The sequence below is a fragment of the Clostridium carboxidivorans P7 genome, from assembly GCF_001038625.1.
Taxonomy (GTDB): Bacteria; Bacillota; Clostridia; order Clostridiales; family Clostridiaceae; genus Clostridium_AM; species Clostridium_AM carboxidivorans.
Genome location: NZ_CP011803.1, coordinates 1,453,687 through 1,472,805 on the forward strand (window position 1 = coordinate 1,453,687; position 19,119 = coordinate 1,472,805).

Here is a 19,119-nt window from a genome sequence, read left to right on the forward strand (position 1 = left end):
ATCTTTAAAATAATTTGAGGAATTTTTTACAATACACCTATTGACCATGTGGTCAATAGGTATTATAATATATTTATCGACCATGTGGTCAATAAAGTAAAATTTTTGGAGAGTGATAAAATGTACGAGAATTTTGAAAAAATATCAGAAGAAAAAAAGAATAGAATTATTAAAGCAGCTTTAAAAGAGTTTGCTGTAAAAGGCTATGAAGAGGCATCTACTAATAATATTGTAAAAGAAGCAGGTATATCTAAAGGAATGATATTTCACTACTTTGAAAATAAAAAGAATTTGTATTTATACATTTTAGACTATTGTGCTGAATTATATTTTCAAAAGACAAAAGAAATATGTGAAAAATATCATAATAGTGCATTTGAAAAGTTTAATCAATTATTGGAAGAGAGAACAGAATGGCTTAAAGGTGAAATGTATTTAGGAATTATTATTTCAAATGCACTTTTGTGTAATTTACCAAATGAATTACAACCTATAGCAGCTGAAAAAACTCAAAGCTTAATACAAAGAATGAAAAAAGTTATGCTTAATAACATAGACACATCAGATTTTAATGAAAATGTGGATTTAAATAAGGTATTTGATATGTTTTCATTTATATTTCAAGCACTTACAATGAGATATTTAAAAAAATATTCTTTTATTCAAAGTGAATTAAAGGAGGAGGAAGTTATAAAAGAATTAGAAATGATGAATAAAGAACTTGTATGTTTTATGGAAATAATAAAATATGGTGTTTGCAAGAGAGAGTAAATATGTTTTTAAGAGGAGGGATAAAATGAAGAATCATATTAAAAAATTAATTCCGGTATTATTTATAATTCCAATGTTATTAAATGGATGCAGTTATTCTAAATCAAATGAAAGAGAAAGTATTAGTACAGCATCAGCTCCAAGGGAAGTTTTTATTTTTGCTGGAAAAATTCAAGCTGATAATTCCGTAAATTTGTCTTCTAAAATTTCACCTTCTAAGGTTACAAAAGTTAATGTACAAGTGGGAAGTAAAGTTAATGCTGGAGATTCAATTGTATATCTAGATACTACAGATTTAAAGAATCAACAAGATCAAGCAGAAGCAAAAGTAAATACAGCTAAGGCTGCTTTGGATAAAGTGCAGAGCAAAGCAAGACCTGAAGATATATCCATAGCAGAAGCAGCTATAGATAATGATAATAAAATTTACGAAAATGCTCTTAATAATTATAATCGAATAAAAAAGTTATATGACACTGGAAATGAAACAAAACAAAATTTAGAGCAAATGGAAGCAAGCTTAAATACTGCAAAGGATAAGTTGATTTCAGATAAAGGTACTTTGGATAAACTTAATGATGGTGCTACAAAACAGGAGATAGCTTCTTCAGAGGCTTTGGTAAATGAAGCACAAGCTGCAGTGAATTCAGCTGCAAGTCAAGTAAATAATGGAATCATAACTTCACCAATATCTGGCACAGTAAGTGAATGTAATATACATGTAGGAGAAATTGCAGGAACAGGTGTTACTTTAGTTAAAATTGTAGGTAATAATCAGCTTTATATAGATGGATATGTACCTGAAAATGTGTTTAAAAAGATTAAAGTAGGTGAAGAGGTAGTTGTTAAAGCAGATGATATACCGGATAAAAGATTTAAAGGTGAAATATCTGTAATAAATCCTACACTTAGTTCTAATGGGAAAAATGTAGTTAGAGTTACTTTAAAAGAAGGAGCTGACATATTGAAACCAGGAATGATTACAGAAATAGGGCTTAAAGAATAGAGGAGATGAAAAAGCATATGAAATCAAAAAAGAAGATAATAATGAGCAGTATATTAATACTTATGATGGTAACTATAGTAGGAATAGTAGGATATTACTGGTATAATAGTACTCATTTTGTTTCTACAGATGATGCTAAGCTTAATGCAGATTTATTAAAAGTAAGTCCTCAAATATCTGGCAAACTTTTAGAATTTAGTGTTGAAGAAGGAGATAAAGTAAATAAAGATCAAATAATTGGAAGACAGGATATAGCTGGACAAACTAGTGATACCTTAGAAAATGCTATTATTCGTTCTCCTATAGATGGAATAATTATAAAAAAGCAAGCAAATGTAGGAGAAATGTGTACAGCAGGTCAGACACTTGCTTATGTAATAAATCAGGATGACATATATGTAACAGCTAATATAGAAGAAACAAAATTAACTAAATTGAGGTCAGGTGAAAAAGTTGATATTACTATAGATAAATATAAAAATAAAAAATTTACTGGAAAAATAGATTCTATTGGTGAAGCATCTGCTGCTACATTTTCCTTACTTCCAACGTCAACCAGCGCTAACTTTACAAAAGTTGTACAAAAGGTACCAGTTAAAATTAAATTAGATAAGTATAGTAATGTTAAACTTTTACCAGGTATTAATGTAGTAGTTAATATACACATAAAGTAAAAGAAAGGATTATAAAGGTAGGTGAATAGTGTGGAAGAAAAAGAATCTCCTTCTTACAAATGGTTATGCTTGGGAATAGTAATTATTGGAACTTTCATGGCATTTCTTGATACTAGTATTGTAAATATAGCCGTAACAAAAATAATGTCTTCTTTTGGATCGACTCTAGATAGAACTCAATGGGTTTTAACTGGATATATGTTAGCATCAGGAGCAGTGATACCTCTCACTGGATATTTAGAGGATACTTTTGGAATGAAAAAAGTGTATGTATTTTCTCTAATTGTTTTTACAATTGGATCATTTATGTGTGGAGTTTCATGGAACATAAATGTATTGATATTTTCAAGAGTAGTACAGGCAATAGGTGGAGGAATGATCATGCCTGTTAGCATGTCTATGGTATATAAAATAATGCCTAAAGATAAAATTGGAATAGCTACAGCAATTTATGGAATAGCAGCAATGGCAGCACCAGCTATTGGACCAACTTTAGGTGGATATATAGTTGAATATTTAACTTGGAATTTGATTTTTACAGTCAACGTCCCTATTGGAATTATTGGAACCTTTTTAGCCATAGTGATTATAAAGGATAGTAAAGGAATGAAAGGACAAAAGTTGGATTATATTGGAGTAATAACTTCAACTTTAGGATTAGTAAGTATTCTCTATGTCATAGGTGAGGGATCTAATATAGATTGGGGAGAAATAAAATATCCATTATTAATTGCATTTGGAAGCTTTAATCTTATACTTTTTGTTTTACAAGAACTCACTACAGATAATCCTTTATTAGATTTAAGAATATTAAAAATATATAAATATACTTTAAGTTTAATAGTAACAAGTATTATAATGTTTGGTATATATGGTTTGCTGCTTTTAATGCCATTATTCTTACAAAACTTAGTAGGCCTAAGTGCTGTGAAAACTGGTATTATGATGATGGCTTATGCATTTGGATCAGCTTTATTTATGATGATAAGTGGCAAAATTTCAAGTAAAATTGGAGGTTTACCTTTAATCATTTTAGGCATGATTTTAATGTCAGTTTCAACTTATAAATTATATTTCTTAAACTTGGATACAAGTAACAGCATTTTTACTTTATTAGTATTTTTAAGAGGGGCTTCAGTAGGAATGTGTATTATACTGATTCAAAATGAGGGGATGAATGCCTTGCCTAAGGAATTAGTAGGAAGAGGATCTTCTCTTCAAAATACAGTAAAACAAGTAGTGGGATCTTTAAGCATAACTATACTTACAATATTCCTTCAGCATAGGCAAAATTTGCATTATTATAGATTAGCTGAGCAGTTTAATAGTATAAGTCCTATAAGTTCAAATTTTTTAAATTCAGCTAAAGAGTATATATTAGGGAAAGGTTTTGATTCAATAAATCCTCAAACTGGAGGTTTGTATCTTGCCTATTCATATTTAGGAAAAGAAGCTTATTTACATGGAATAGATGATGCTTTTATGCTAACCTTATTTATCATGTTAGCAGCTATACCATTAGTATTTTTGTTTAAGAAAAGTGTTAAATTAAATGATAATCCATAACCATACTGCTTTATCAGTACGGTTGGATTTCATTTACAATTTAATGATAAGTTTTAGTATAAATTGTATTTGATAATTTACTTTCTGAATGTGAAGTCATTTCTTCTAGAATATCTAAATATCTTTGAGATACTTCAGGACATACTGTTAATATAGTATCTATAACATAGTCGATATTGCTATCATCAATTTTTTTTGCATTGCTATCTTCATCACAAATCATATCTGTGCTGCTTAAAGAATTATATATAACATTTGTTATTGGAGATTCCATAACGTCATCGCCTTCTATACATTTTTCTGAAAAATATAAAGAACCATCTATTGCTAAAAATTCTCCATACACATATTCTTTTGAAGTATTATCTGAAGGACAATCATATTTAGTATGTTCAACATGTTTTAAATCAAGTATATTTTCTTCCTCTTTTCTTGTTAAAACACATCTTACTTCTAAATCTAATAGTCTTTCCTTCATATGTTCAGAAAAATTTTCTCCGAATTCTGAAATAAAGTGTTTTACTGATATAGTTTTTTTTATTTTATAATTTTTTCTCATTAATAAATCCTCCTTAAATTACGAAAACTTTTTTATTGAAGTTTCTCAGATACAAAATAAAGTAAATGCTTTAGCCTGAATAATCTAAAACATAAAAAGAATTACACGCGGCATAAGAACTCCAACTGCTTAAGCAAAAGAGTTCTTATAGCAACTTTAAAAGATATATATTAAGATGAAATTAAAATATAGGGTTAAAAGTTTTATAAGATAAAAAAACACCTTGTAAAGGTGATGGAAAATTTAATGTAGATAAAATATTAAGATTTCTAACATTTTAAAGTTCTAACCTTTTATGATGTTAAAAATTTTAAAATCTTTAATTTTTTCTACTCAAAAATAAACCTAGCATTCTTAAATATTAAATGGTATTAGTAACATTTCGCTTATTCTTCTAGTATACCACAATAGTTGAAAATTAACAAAATTTTTTTATTCCTTAAAAATAAAAAATTATAAAATAGTAAAAGTATGCATTTGTAACACAGTTGACACAATTGGCTTTTATAATTAAAAAAGAATTTACATAATACTTTAAAAAGGAGGCTAAAAAATGAATATAACTGAGATATCTGTGCGAAGGCCTGCTGCCATTACAATGGTAATAGCTTTCCTTATAGGGTTAGGTATATTTGGGTATAAAAATTTAGGTGCAGATTTAATGCCATCTATGGATGTACCCGTAATTACTATAAGGACTACATATACTGGTGCAAATGCTGATGCAATAAAGAAGGATGTGGTAAAGCCTGTTGAAGATGCAGTTTCTGGTATAAGTGGAGTGGATACTATATCATCTACTGCTAGAGAAGGATCTGGACAAACTGTAATACAATTTACCAGTGAAACAAATATGAATACAGCTTTTCTTGATGTGGAAAAAGCAGTAGAAAAAGTACAAGGAAAACTTCCTACTAATGCCGATAAACCAGTATTATCTAAAGTAGATTTAAATGCATCATCAGTTTTAACTCTTTCGCTAAATGGTAACGTTCCTTATGATCAACTGTGTAGTGAAGCAGATAAGGTACAACAAGCTATGGAAAAGGTTCCTGGTATAGGTAATGTAACCTTGCAAGGAAGTAATCCAAAACAATTAACTATAAAGCTTGATAAAAATGCATTAGAATATTATGGAGTAAATATAAATTCACTTTTAAGTAAAATTAAAAGTGACAATGCAAACATACCAGCAGGACAGATTAAACAAGAAAATATGAATGAAACATTGAGGGTTATAGGAGAATTTGAGAATATAGATGACATAAAGAATATAACTGTTCCTACTGCCAATGGAGCAATTATCAGATTGAGAGACATAGCTGAAATTAAATTAGATTATCCAGATGAAACTCAATTAAGAAGAATTAATTCTAAAAGCACTATAGGAATTGATCTTCAAAAACAAAGTGATGCAAATGTAGTTGAAGCTGTAAATAATGCAAAACAGCAAATTGCAAAAATACAAAAACAACTTCCTAAAGGTGTAAATTTAATCATAGCAGATGATACCACTACAACTATAACTTCATCACTTTCAGAGATTAAACACAATCTTGTAGAGGGAATAATTACTACTGCCATAGTGCTTCTTTTATTTTTACGCAGCTGGCGTTCATCTTTAGTTGTTTTAGTAGCCATACCAACCTCTCTTATATCAACCTTTTTTATGATGTATGAATTGCATTTTACTTTGAATATGATGTCTCTAATGGGATTATCTTTATGTATAGGTATACTGGTGGATGATTCTATAGTTGTACTTGAAAATATTCAAAGACATTTAGGGTTTGAAAAAGATCCTAAAATTGCAGCAATAGAAGGCCGTAACGAAATAGGTATGGCTGCAATTGCAATTACTCTTTGTGATGTAGTAATATTTGTGCCTGTAGCATTTATATCTGGTATGGTAGGAAAATATTTTAGAGAATTTGGATTAACTATTGCAGTTGCTTCTTTATTTTCTCTTTTTGTATCTTTTACCATTACCCCTATGTTGGCATCACGTTTGCTTAAGAAAAAGGACTCAAATTTGCAAATTGGATTATTTAGAAAATTTAGAAACAATCCTATTTCGAGAATTTTTGCTAGATTTTCAGTTTTCTTTAATAAAGTTACTAAAGCTTATAGTAAATTTCTTGTTTGGTCTTTGGATAATAGAGGTAAAGTTTTAATAGTGACATCAATATTAGTAATTTTAAGTATTTCATTAGTAAAGTTAGGAATTATAAGTACAGAATTTATGCCTCAATCAGATCAGAGTAGATTCACTGTTAACTTATCTCTTAATCCAGGATCTACTTTGAAGCAAACAGATGAAAAAGTAAAGCAGGTAGAAAAAGTTTTGCAAAAGATTCCAGGAATAGAGAGTTATTCTTCAACTGTTGGAGGTAATAGCGATACTGCTTCTGGAAATATAGTTGTAAGGCTTAAACCAAAAAATAAACGTAATAAAACTCAAACACAAATTGCAAGTCAGGTACGTGCATTTGGTATGAGGATGACAGGTGTAAGATTTTCTGTATCAGAATCAAGCGGGGTACCTGGTGCTGGCCGCGGCGGCGGAGGTGGAAATAATTCACGTTTGTCTATCAATGTAGCTGGAGATGATTTGAATACTTTAAAAACTATTGCAGATAAAGTTGAGAGCATACTTAAATCTGTTCCAGGTGTTACAGATGTAAGTAATTCAACCACAACAAGTCAAAGTGAAATACAGGTTAAAATAAATAGGCTTGCTGCTTCTGAATATGGGGTTTCTACATCGGATATAGCATCAGTTATAAGAATGGCTGTTCAAGGTTCAACTACAGGAACTTATACTCAAAATGATATTGATTATGATATCAATGTAGGATTTGCAGATGGACAAATAAAGAGTCCGGCAGATATTGCATCTATAAAAATTTTAAATTCATCAGGACAATTAGTATCACTAGGGCAGGTAGCTTCTGTTACACAAAATGATAGTCCTGTTACTGAATCAAGACAAGACAGAGAGGATGTAGTTACTCTCTCAGCTAATATGCAGGGAAGAGCATTAGGCGATATTAATAATGAGATTAATACAAGATTAAAAGCATTAACATTGCCAGAAGGATATTCAATAAAATTTGGCGGAGAACAAAAACAAATGGCACAAGCATTTACTCCTCTTATAGAAGTTTTATTTGCTTCTTTTATATTAGTTTATATGATATTAGTAGTACTTTATGAATCTTTCTTAACACCATTTATAAGAATGATTTCTCTTCCATGTGCAATGATTGGAGCCTTTGGAATATTAGCATTAACAGGCAAAACTTTAAATATGATGTCCATGATAGGATTGATTATGTTGGATGGCTTGGCTTCTAAAAATGGTACTCTGCTTATTGATTATACCAATACTCTTATGAGTAGGGGACTTAATTTGAGAGAAGCACTTATAGAAGCTGGAACAACTAGGTTAAGACCAATTATAATGACTACTGCTACAATGATTGTGGGAATGCTGCCATCAGCATTAGCTTTGGGAGATGGTAGTGAAATGAAATCGGGAATGGCATGGGTAGTAATAGGAGGAATGATTACATCAACGTTGTTATCACCTATTATATTACCTATAGTGTATACACTAATGGATGATTTAAAACATTTTATTTCTAGGAAGTATAAACAAATATTACAGATAGAGGAGGCGTAGAACTTTGAAGTTTGATATATCTAATGTATTAGTAGAAAGAAAAAAGTTGTTAATAGCTATTGCTTTAATTGTGATAGCAGCATTATTAGGTTATAGAAGCTACAGCAGTTTAAGCAAAAAGAAAACATTACAAAATAGGAATCAAACAACCAATGTAAAAACAGTAAAGGTTTCTCTTGGATCAATATCTTCAGAAATAGAATATGCCAGTAAATTAGTTCCAAACCAAGAAATATCTATTGCACCTAAAAGTGCAGGTAAGGTTGCTGCTATAAATGTTAAAGTTTCTGATAAAGTTACACAAGGTCAAATTTTATTTACGTTGGATTCATCAGAATTGAAAGCGCAGTTAGATCAACAGCAGGCTAATTTAAATCAACAGCAAGCTAATTTACAAAAAACACAGGATTCTTCTCTGGCACAGCAAGTAGTACAAGCTAATCAAACATATCAAAGTTCACAATTAACATATAATGATGCAAAAAGTTATTATGAAAAGATGCAAAAGTTATATGAAACTGGGGCTGTATCTAAGCAGGATTTAGATAATTCTGCACTTAAATTCAATAGTGCACAAGTAGCTTTAAATGCTGCTCAAGATAATTTGAATTTAATACAGCAAAAAGTTGGACCTGAATCAGTGTCTGTAGCTCAAGCTCAATTACAGCAAGCTCAAGCAGGAGTGGATTCAGTAAAGACACAGATAAGTAATTATACAGTTACATCACCTATTACAGGTATAGTATCTGCAGTAAATGTACATGTAGGAGAAATTTCTTCTTCAGGAACATCAGCAGTTACTGTTATAGATCCTAATTCATTATTTGCACAAATAAACGTTCCTAGCAATTTAGTATCAAAAATTCAGGTAGGACAAAGTGTTACAGTAAAAATAGCTGATTCATCTGAAAAAACTGCAGCAGGGACTATAGAGACTATAACACCTGAAGCAGATAGTAAAACTCAATCCTATTTAGTAAAAGTAAAAATTGATAATTCAAAGGGTGATTTTAAACCTGGAATGTTTTCAAAAGTAGCACTACCTTCTGACACAAAAAATAATGTAATAACAGTACCTAATGAAACTATAAAATATGAAAGTGGAGTAGGTTATGTTTATACGGTGGTAAATGGAAAAGTTAAGAAGAATTTAGTCACTACAGGTATATTTAATAGCAAGTACACAGAAATAACATCTTCTTCAATTAAAGCGGATGATGATGTAATTACAGAAGGTCAAATTTTCTTAAAGGATGGGCAAAAAGTTAAAATAGCTGATTAAAATATTTAAAGCACTGCTAGATTTTAGCAGTGCTTTAAGTTTATTAATCAATATAAGCTTGTTTTAATTCTTCGTAAAAATTAGCCTTTGAAGTTTCATAATAAGGTGAAATCCATATAAACCCTATTCCTAAAGTTAATATTCCTAGTAAAAACCATCCAAAGAAACTTAATACTAAACAAAATAATCTGCTTTTATGTCCATCCATCATTTTAGTACTTAAATCTATAGCATCTGTAACACTTAAATCAGGATTATCAATTATTATATAATAAGCCATAGAATACTTAAGAGATGCAATGATTCCAGGAACTATTAAAAGTAAAGTCCATAAAATTATAAATAGAGATTTTATAAGCTCTAATAAAAACAGTTTTCCAAAAAGATTAAAGCTTTTAAAACCATATAACAAATCTTCAACTAAAGCATTTTGGTTTCTTATTAGTTTTAGGAAAAATAAAGAGGAACCTGCATATAATGCACCACTAAATAAGAAACTTACAAAAGTAAGTATATTGTCAGTTGATGAATTGTCCATAAAGTTTAAGTGAATGTGATTATTTAAGAAAGAAATGTGCTGAATTCCATCATTAACATTTGATATATTTGAGAAAGAATCAGCAACAAACCAGCATATGAAGCAAACAAGCATAGCTTTAAGCCAATTTTCTTTTAGTTTTTCTCTAGCCAATTCCCTTAATTCTTTAGAATTTTTAAAAATGTAATTATCTACAGTCATAGATGACTCCCCCTAAATTATTAATATTTTTATCACTTTATAGGTTATATAATACTATTTAACATAATAGTTGTCAATACGTTTTATAATATTTATTATAACATTTTGCGACATAATTTTACTTCAAGTGTAATATTTAAATAAGAAATTTTAAGAAACATTATGAGTATTTAGTACATACTAAAATTATCTTTATATTAGTTTTTTGACATAAGGAAGAAAACTTACCTTAATGTCCTCTGTCCCTTGTCAATTGTCCTCTATAAAAGTTGAGTAATTTGTTTAATGCTGTGCGGCGACAATTGAACACATAATATGTATAATTTAACAGTATTGTATTTAGAAATTAGAAAAAACTAGTATAATATATAATTAATAAGATTATTCCAGTTTTTACAAGGGGGATTTAAAATGAATAAAAGGTTAAAGTCTATAATTGCGTTAACAGTAGTAACAATGCTGTCTTCACAGGCTTTTCTTATGGAACTATCAAACAATGTGAAAGCAGAAGGTTCTAATGTGCAAGTAAGCAGTACTATTAATGACTCCTTAGGAGGATTTCAATTAGTTTCTAAAAAGTGGATTGAAGATTTAAAATCCAATGTATGTATTTATAAACATGCCAAAAGTGGGGCTCAGCTTATATATTTACAAAATGATAGTGATAATAAAATGATGTGTGTAAATTTTAGAACTCCTACAAAGGATAACAAAGGAGTTAATCATGTAATAGAACATTCAGTTCTTTATGGTTCTAAAAATTATCCTGTTAAAGATGTTTTATCTGAAATGGCTAAGCAGTCATTAACTACATATTTGAATGCTGTGACTACAGGTGATAGTACATTATATCCTGTGGCAAGTAAAAATGATAAAGATTTTCAAAATTTAATGGGGATATATTTAGATGCTGTTTTTTATCCTAATGTATTAAAAGATAAAAAAATTTTTGAGCAAGAAGGTATAAGATATGAATTAAACTCTCCCAATGATGATTTAACATATAATGGTGTAGTATATAACGAAATGAAGGGAAATTATTCTTCACCTGATTGGGTGCTAAATAGAGCTGTAAATCAATCACTTTTTCCAGATACTTCATACAAATATGAAGCTGGAGGTGTTCCTGATGAAATGCCTAACTTAACTTATGAGGAACTTTTAAAAACTTATAATGAAAATTATAACCCTGCAAATAGTTATTTCTACTTATATGGAAAAATGGACATTGATAAAACATTAAAGTTTATAGGAGAAAAATATTTAAATAATTTTGATAAAAAAGATGTAAACACTGAATTAACACTCCAAAAGCCTTTTAATCAAAGTGTAGAAAAAACTGTAGAATACTCCTTACCAGAAGGAGCAGCTACTAAAAATAAAAGCTATTTGAGCTTGAATTATGTAATTGACAAAAATACAAATAAAGATGTAGTAGAAGCCTTCTCTTTCCTTCAAACTTTACTGGGTGGAATACCATCTTCACCAATAAAAAAAGCATTAAAGGATAATGGTTTTGGTGAAAATGTCAGCGTTAAATTTGATTTTTCAGGAATTCAACCAGTTTTTAGTATAATTGCAGAAAATGTAGATGAAAATCAAAAGGATAAGTTTAAGCAGGTTGTAAATGATAGCTTAAAAAATATAGTACAAAATGGTTTTGATGATCAATTGTTAAATTCAATTTATAAAGTATATGAACTAAATAATCGTATGGTAAAAGGTGATTATGCTCTTGCTTATGATTTGCTTATTATGAGGAGCTGGATGCATGGAGGAGATCCTACTGCTTATTTAAATGTAGATTCTGATATTGCAAATATAAAAGAAAAAGTTAAACCTGAACATTTTAAAGAGCTTATAAAGACTTATCTGTTAGATAATAAAAGTTCATCTTTAGTAGTTTTAAAACCAGTGACAGGTCTTGAAAATAAGAAAGAAGCTGAGTTAAAGTCTAAACTTGCAGCATATAAAGCATCACTTTCTAAAGATAAACTTGATTCATTAGTTAAAAGTACTCAGGATTTAAAAAAGTGGCAAAATACACCACCTACTAAAGAAGAACTAAGCACCCTGCCAACTCTTACTCGAGAAGATATAAGTACAAATACAAAAGAATATAAAACAGTGGAAAAAACGGAAAGTGGAGTTAAGGTTTTAGAACATCCTGTGTATACTAATGGTATAGATTTTACTACATTATATTTTGATACTAGTACAGTACCTCAAGACAAACTTGGATATGTTTATTTGTTAAGTAATGTTCTTGGTAATATAGCTACAAAAAACTATTCTAAAGATGATTTAAGAGAACAAACTTTAATTAATAGTGGAGGAATTACTCTTTCTCCAGGATGTGTAGTGAATCATGAAGATAGTAATTTGTATTATCCAAAGATGACAGTTACATTGATGCCTTTAAATGAAAATTTAAAAAATGGTTTTGACATTTTAAATGAGATGATATTCAATAGTAATTTAAATGATAAAGCTCGTTTAAAAGAAATAATAAACAATTTAAAAATTCAAAGAGAGCAGCAGTTAGCATACAATGGAAATTTATTAGGTAGAGAAAAACTTTTATCATATATGTCTGAATCTGGTAAATATAATGCATATAAAGATGATGGATTTTACTCTTTATTATGTGACTTGGATAAAAACTTTGACAGCAAAAGTGATGAGATTATAAAAAACTTGAAACAAGTTAGAGATCTTGTATTCAACAAAAAAGATTTGATAGTTAGTTTTACTGGCAATGAAGAAAATTATAAAACCTTTGCTGATAATTTAAAGCCTTTTTTATCTGATTTGAAAAATGAAAATCTTGAAAAATATAAATATAGTTTTGATAGTTCAACAATAAATGAAGGGCTAATTATTCCTTCAACTGTTCAATATGTGTATAAAGGTGGAGATCTTAAAAAATCAGGTTATAATGAAAATGGTAAATTTAAGGTCCTTGAAAATATATTAAATATGGATTATTTATCTCCTATTATAAGAGAGAGAGATGGAGCTTATGGAGCTTATATGGGAGTAGACAATGGTAAAGTTGTATTTTTCTCTTATAGGGATCCTAATCTTCAAAAGACCATAGATACCTTTAATCAAACACCTGAATTTTTGAAAAATTTCAATGCTGATGAGAAACAAATGACTAATTATATAATAGGTACAGTAGGACAGGAGGATAATAAATATAGCGAATTAGATCAATATTATGGAGCTGCTGCTGACGGAGTTATAGCTGATGACTTGTATTTAACAGGAACTAAGCAATCAGATTTAGAAAAGGAGAGAAAAGAGCTTATATCTACAACAGCAGAAGATATAAGAAATTTTGCACCAGTTATGGATGCAGTTTTAAAGCAAAATTATCTTTGTGTTGTAGGTGGAGAAACAAAGATAGAAGAAAGCAAGAAAAATTTTATGACTATAAAAAATGTATTAACTTCTAAAGAAGAAAAAGGGAATATAATAAATATGGAGAAGAAAGAAAATGTAGCTTCAAATAAAACATGGACATTTAAATTTGCAAAAGATTTAGATGAAGTAACAGTAAACACTGCTAATGTATATGTATTAAATGATAAAAATCAGCAGGTTAAGGTTAATGTATCTTATGATAAAAATAATAAGGCCATTAAAGTGGCACCAGTTGATTCTTATGAAAAGGGTAAAAAGTATACCATATTTATAAAAGATATTCAGTCTGTTCAAAAAGATAAAACATCAGCTAAGCTTATTGCTCCTGTAAATATGGAGTTTGTAATTGAAAAGTAGATAAAGCTTATAATTTAAAAGCTTATATAATAAGCGTAATGCGATGTAAAGGTACAGTGGAAGTTTGGATTTTACCTTTTATTCCGAGATATATGATAAGGGTGTTATCACGGCTAAATGTTTTAATTATTCTAAAGCTCGAATTTTTTGAAAGTCTAAGAACTTTGTCAAACTCGGTTCCCTCAGACAGGACTAAAGTTCTAAGACTTTCAAAAATTTTGAGCTAAGAATAATACTAAAACAATTTAGCTAATGTGATGACACCCTTATCATATATCACTGCATAAAAGGTAAAATTCAAACTAATAACTTTAGGTTTACACATTTAATTACATTGTTATAGTTGATTTTAGTAAGTGAAGATTGTATTTAATTATAAGTTATAGTGCTTAAAAATTAAGGCATAGCCTTTTGATGTTTTAACAGAGATTTAGCATCTAAATTCCAGTGAAAATTTTATTTTTATCGGAATTGTATTTTTTACACTTATTTAAAGGGCTGGTAAGCCCTTAGACCGGTAGGTCGTAAAATTGTTACGCATTCCCCTGCTTCAAAAAATCTTAATGCAAAGTTTCCAGTTTTTATTTTAAAATTATGTCTTTATGAATAGTGGATTATCCCAATCATCTTCTATAGTAAATCTTTCATATTTTCAATAACATCTATTTGAAGCATGAATCCAAATAATACTACAAAAGCTATTGTTGAAACTTTTACTTGAGATTTTGTTATTTTATCTTTTAAACTATTGATTTTTTCATCTATATCATATACTTTGTTAATATAAGTAAGTAATTGTTTTAAATAACTTTTACTTAGTTTATCAGCATCCTTTAATTTTTAGTTTATAGCAAAACCATAATAAAAATGGTGCTTTCATTATGAAAATTTTACCTATATAATTTCCAGTAAAAATCGGAATCTATTAATTCTACTGTAAATATTCATAAGGCTTTATAATTCAAAGGACTACCGTCCTAAAAATTTTTTAAGTGCTAAACTTCTGATGTTTTAATATGTTAGATTTAAAAATAAGTTATTTCTTTTTTTAATATTAATAAGTGAAGAGAACACTACAGCTGAAGTGTTGCTGTATGTATAACATAATAAGTCTTATTACTATAAAAACTAAAATATAGTATAATATTATTACAGAATGCGTTATTTGTGTTTTAATTTTAACAACTGTAAATTAAATACAGTAAAAATCCTTGGGCTAATTTATCAAATATATGTAGCGTTAAAAATGTGCTTATCTATGAATAATGGAGGTAAATCTGTATAAAATTAGTGAAATAAATAGGATTAGATGGGGATGATAAAGTGTTTAATAGTCTAAGCATAATTCAAATAAACAAACTTTTAGAAAGTAGAATGGAAAAATGTGAGTTAATAAGCGATTTAAGCCTCTCAAGAGGTGAGTATGTGCAATTACTGGAAAAAGTTATAGATTCTTTAGAGTATGCATATAAGAGTGGCAATTTAGATTTATTAGTTAAGAATAATCAATTAGTATTTGCAACTATACTAGTTTATATTGCCATGTATGAATACGAAGGAAACTATTGGGACAAGGCAAAAGAAGTTTTACAATTATCAGAGTTATCCCAACAACGTAGAGATATTTTAGGGGATAATGTTTTAAGGATAATTAATAAGTATAATTTAAAAAAGTTTGATAATGGTGGATATAAATACATTACACCTATTATATGTCATGCTGGAATACCAAATAAAAGCTTACCTGGAATATTTGATATTATGTTAGATAATTATGATGATAATACATTAACGGCAGAAGCATTAATAGATAATATTAAGTATTTTATTAAGTATAAAGTAGATAAAACAGTATATAGATTTATAACTTTTAATGAAGATAGGGCTATAACTTTTTTACATGATTTAAGAGACTTAGTCACTATTGTTGAAGATAATGAATTAAATTTGTCTGAATTATTAGATAAGTTCAGTTATTTGGATGAGAGAATAATAACTCAGTATTGCAAATGGAGAAAGGAAAAGAAGGTAGATAAAGAAAAGAAACGAAACAGAAATAGAATACTGTCTCCTAAAATTAAATTTGATGGAATTTCATTAGGAGTCTATTTACATTTACCATCTCAGCATATTAGCAAGCAATATAATGATTTTGTTGAGTGGAGTATAGAGTATGATAGTGGAGAAATAATAAATGTAACAGGGGACTTGTATTATCAAAATAGAGAATGCATTACAGATGAACAAAATATAGTCTTAAAGCCATCTAAAACCTATAAAATAAATTTAAGTTACAATGATGAAGTTTTAGGTGAATGGGTATTTGATGGTATAAATGGAGATCAACATTATATTATATTTGATGAGGATGATAATGTTGTTAAGGGAAACAATATCTCTACTAAGACAATAACGTGCATTTTAAAAGAAGATTGCAAAATAGCAGAGAAAGGATTAGTAGTAACCTACTATAATTTACCCAACAAACATTGGTTTGATTTCAACTGTGTTGGTATCACACTATTGGATGAGTGCGACAGTATAAGTCTGATATCTACAAATGGAGAAGTGAAAATTCAATATAAAAAAGTTAATATAATAGAGCTACAGGACGGAAATTTTCTTTTTAATGAAGGTTGTAAAAGAGATGAAATTCCAATATATTCTGGTGTACTACCTAAAATATCGTTAGAATATGAAAATAGTTTTTATAAGAACATAATGATAGATACATATTCTTTAACCATAGTGAATTTAAAAGAAAACATTAATTTGCTTCAAAACTTAAAGTCGTCTGATTATGAAATAATCAATAATAGAATAATAATTGATTTAAATGAAATAGAAATATTTAAAAAAATTATTTATGGAGAATATGAGATAAGAGTATTAGACGGAAGGAACATAAAGAGAGTTTTTACACTAAGGTATCTTCCAAAGATTAGTATTAGTGAAAACAATTTAGGTAAGTGGCCTAAGGACAAAAAAGGATATGTTAACAATAGTTTCAAGGTAATATGCCAAAATAATGTAACATTTAGTTTTTCAGATTGCATACAAGAAGAAGTAATTGATGGGAGCATGAAGAATATTTCTATAGAATCATTAACACGATCAGAATATTTAATAGGCACTGTTGAGATTATTCAATTTAATAAAGCTATTACTTTTCCATTAAAAAAGAAGATAAGAAATCTTCAATGGTCTTTAATAAAAGAAGGGGAGCAAAAGGTACAATGGGAAAAAGATCCTAATACATTATTTATTAGTCAACTAATGGATAACAATTATAATTTAGTGCTGAAAATAAATGATGATATAAGTGATGAATATACTATTAAACTTTTTTTATTAGATTATAAGGACAAGATATATCAAGAAAGTACAGCTAAATTAAGACGTGGTAAATTACATGGAATAGCTTTAAATCAGTTTTTAGATACTCTTAAATCAAATGATATTAATAGATATTTTATAAAAATAGAGGTTTATAACAATTATAATTATTTGCTGTGCAGCTTCACACCTTTGATAATAAAGGAAAAAGTAACTACACAAATAATGAGTTATAAGAATAATGAATCTGGAATTGTGTCAATTACATGGAAGCAAGATGGAAATATACACAGAGAAACTATGATACTAAAGCTATATAATATATCTAAGCCATGGAATGAATATATTAGTATACCTTTGAACAAAGGTTATTTTAGTTCAGAGAATAATATTTGCAGTTTACAAATAGATAGTGGCGAATTTCTAATATCAGAGGATGGAATTTATTTATTTGAGATTGAAGATAACTCTAGCAGTGAAGATTTATTTTTTGATGAAAATGAGATTTATAAGCCTATTAAAATATTAAACAGTAGTGTTTATAAATACAGAAATAATTTTGAAGACATTGTAAATAACATAGAAATTAATAGTCTCAAGGAATCAATTTTTTATTTTGTATATTGCTTTGAAACAAAAAATATAAAAAAAGTATATGATAAAATTAAAGAATTAAAAACTTTAGAAGCTTATGATATAAGCCTGTTAAAATCCATCTACACTATTTACAGAAATAGAAAATATTTTATAAATAATTGTCAAGAGGAAAATAAAAAGGTAGTAAGAGAAATAATAATAATGCTTATGGCTATGTTTGGAAATAAGTACAATTCATTCAGGATACTAGAAGATTTAATTGATATTGATGAAACTTTTATAATGGATTTCTTTAAATGTATAAAAAAGCATAGTTTTAAAGTTGATAGAGAATATATAATACCAACAGAAAAAAGATCTATATTATGGGATTTGGATAAAGAAAAAAGTTTTATGATAGAAACTAGGAGTGGAAGAATTTCTAAAAATATATTAACTAATAATATTATTGATTGGTTAAATATTCATAGCTTTAAAGATATACTTTTACATGGAGAACAGTGTAGATCATGTAGATTATTGAATAATAAGGGATGCTTAAATAAATATCTTAAAGGTAAATGCCAAGGGAGAACCTTAAACATGTCTCCAAAGCTAATAGGGTCCAAAGATGAGTATAATAAATTGTTTAGTAATATAGATATGACAGATAGGAGAAAACTAAATAAGTTGGATTCAATTAACTTATTAGAATATTTTGAGGATGACGGAATTAAATTATTTAATAAAAGCTATGTAGAGATTGTATATACCTGGAGTAATGAAAACGGTGCAGAAGTTAGAAACAAGATATATGATGACATAAAAGAGTATATAAGCATATTAAATACTTATATAAGAAAAGAGGTTGTTAATACAAAATTCAATAAGTTGTACAATTCATTTTTAAAAAGAAAGGATAGTAGTGAAAAAAGTTGCAATACACTAACCTATTACATAGGAACAGTTGTATTGATTACAGCATTAGATAGTTTTGGAAAGTTAGAAAATAAAATGAATCATCAGGAGAAAAAAGCTGTTAATAGACTATATAACAAATTTAGAGAAGAATTGAAAGAGTTATTTATTAGAGACTTAGTTTTAGTTGAATTATACGTTACGGGATTGGGGGAATAGGG

The 19,119-nt window shown here is 28.3% G+C and carries 10 protein-coding genes; 8 read left to right on the forward strand and 2 right to left on the reverse strand.

What is annotated here, in order from left to right:
• Positions 1–120 precede the first annotated feature (120 nt).
• Genes Ccar_RS06290 through Ccar_RS06305 form a run of 4 tightly spaced genes read left to right on the forward strand, consistent with a single transcriptional unit; the run spans position 121 to position 4,017 of the window.
• Positions 121–771, forward strand: a complete 651-nt coding sequence (locus Ccar_RS06290) for a TetR/AcrR family transcriptional regulator (RefSeq protein WP_007059906.1) — start codon at positions 121–123, stop codon at positions 769–771.
• Positions 772–796: 25 nt separating this feature from the next.
• A complete protein-coding gene (locus tag Ccar_RS06295; RefSeq protein WP_007059905.1) occupies positions 797–1,777 on the forward strand; it encodes an HlyD family secretion protein in 981 nt (326 codons plus the stop codon).
• Positions 1,778–1,794: 17 nt separating this feature from the next.
• A complete protein-coding gene (locus Ccar_RS06300) occupies positions 1,795–2,451 on the forward strand; it encodes an HlyD family secretion protein (protein WP_007059904.1) in 657 nt (218 codons plus the stop codon).
• 30 nt (positions 2,452–2,481) lie between these two features.
• Entirely contained in the window at positions 2,482–4,017 is a 1,536-nt protein-coding gene (locus Ccar_RS06305; RefSeq protein ID WP_007065152.1) for a DHA2 family efflux MFS transporter permease subunit, read from the forward strand.
• Positions 4,018–4,057: 40 nt separating this feature from the next.
• Here the strand turns inward: Ccar_RS06305 and Ccar_RS06310 are convergent, their stop codons facing one another.
• On the reverse strand, positions 4,058–4,576 hold the full coding sequence (locus Ccar_RS06310; protein ID WP_007059902.1) for a hypothetical protein: 519 nt from the start codon (positions 4,574–4,576) through the stop codon (positions 4,058–4,060).
• Between the two features lie 553 nt (positions 4,577–5,129).
• Here Ccar_RS06310 and Ccar_RS06315 point away from each other — a divergent pair.
• The gene (locus tag Ccar_RS06315) at positions 5,130–8,261 is read left to right on the forward strand and encodes an efflux RND transporter permease subunit (protein ID WP_007059901.1); all 3,132 of its coding nucleotides are present in this window, start codon (positions 5,130–5,132) and stop codon (positions 8,259–8,261) included.
• 4 nt (positions 8,262–8,265) lie between these two features.
• On the forward strand, positions 8,266–9,543 hold the full coding sequence (locus tag Ccar_RS06320; protein ID WP_007059900.1) for an efflux RND transporter periplasmic adaptor subunit: 1,278 nt from the start codon (positions 8,266–8,268) through the stop codon (positions 9,541–9,543).
• A 43-nt stretch (positions 9,544–9,586) separates the two neighbouring features.
• On the opposite strand, the gene Ccar_RS06325 is transcribed toward Ccar_RS06320, so the two are convergent.
• Positions 9,587–10,282, reverse strand: coding sequence for a DUF975 family protein (locus tag Ccar_RS06325; RefSeq protein WP_007059899.1), 696 nt, complete (start codon positions 10,280–10,282; stop codon positions 9,587–9,589).
• A gap of 411 nt (positions 10,283–10,693) precedes the next feature.
• On the opposite strand from Ccar_RS06325, the gene Ccar_RS06330 reads away from it, so the two are divergent.
• Both Ccar_RS06330 and Ccar_RS06335 read left to right on the forward strand, forming a co-directional pair.
• Positions 10,694–14,068 (forward strand): insulinase family protein, encoded by a 3,375-nt coding sequence (locus Ccar_RS06330; RefSeq protein ID WP_007059898.1) that lies wholly within the window; start codon positions 10,694–10,696, stop codon positions 14,066–14,068.
• A 1,323-nt stretch (positions 14,069–15,391) separates the two neighbouring features.
• Positions 15,392–19,117, forward strand: coding sequence for a hypothetical protein (locus tag Ccar_RS06335; RefSeq protein ID WP_007065153.1), 3,726 nt, complete (start codon positions 15,392–15,394; stop codon positions 19,115–19,117).
• Positions 19,118–19,119 lie beyond the last annotated feature (2 nt).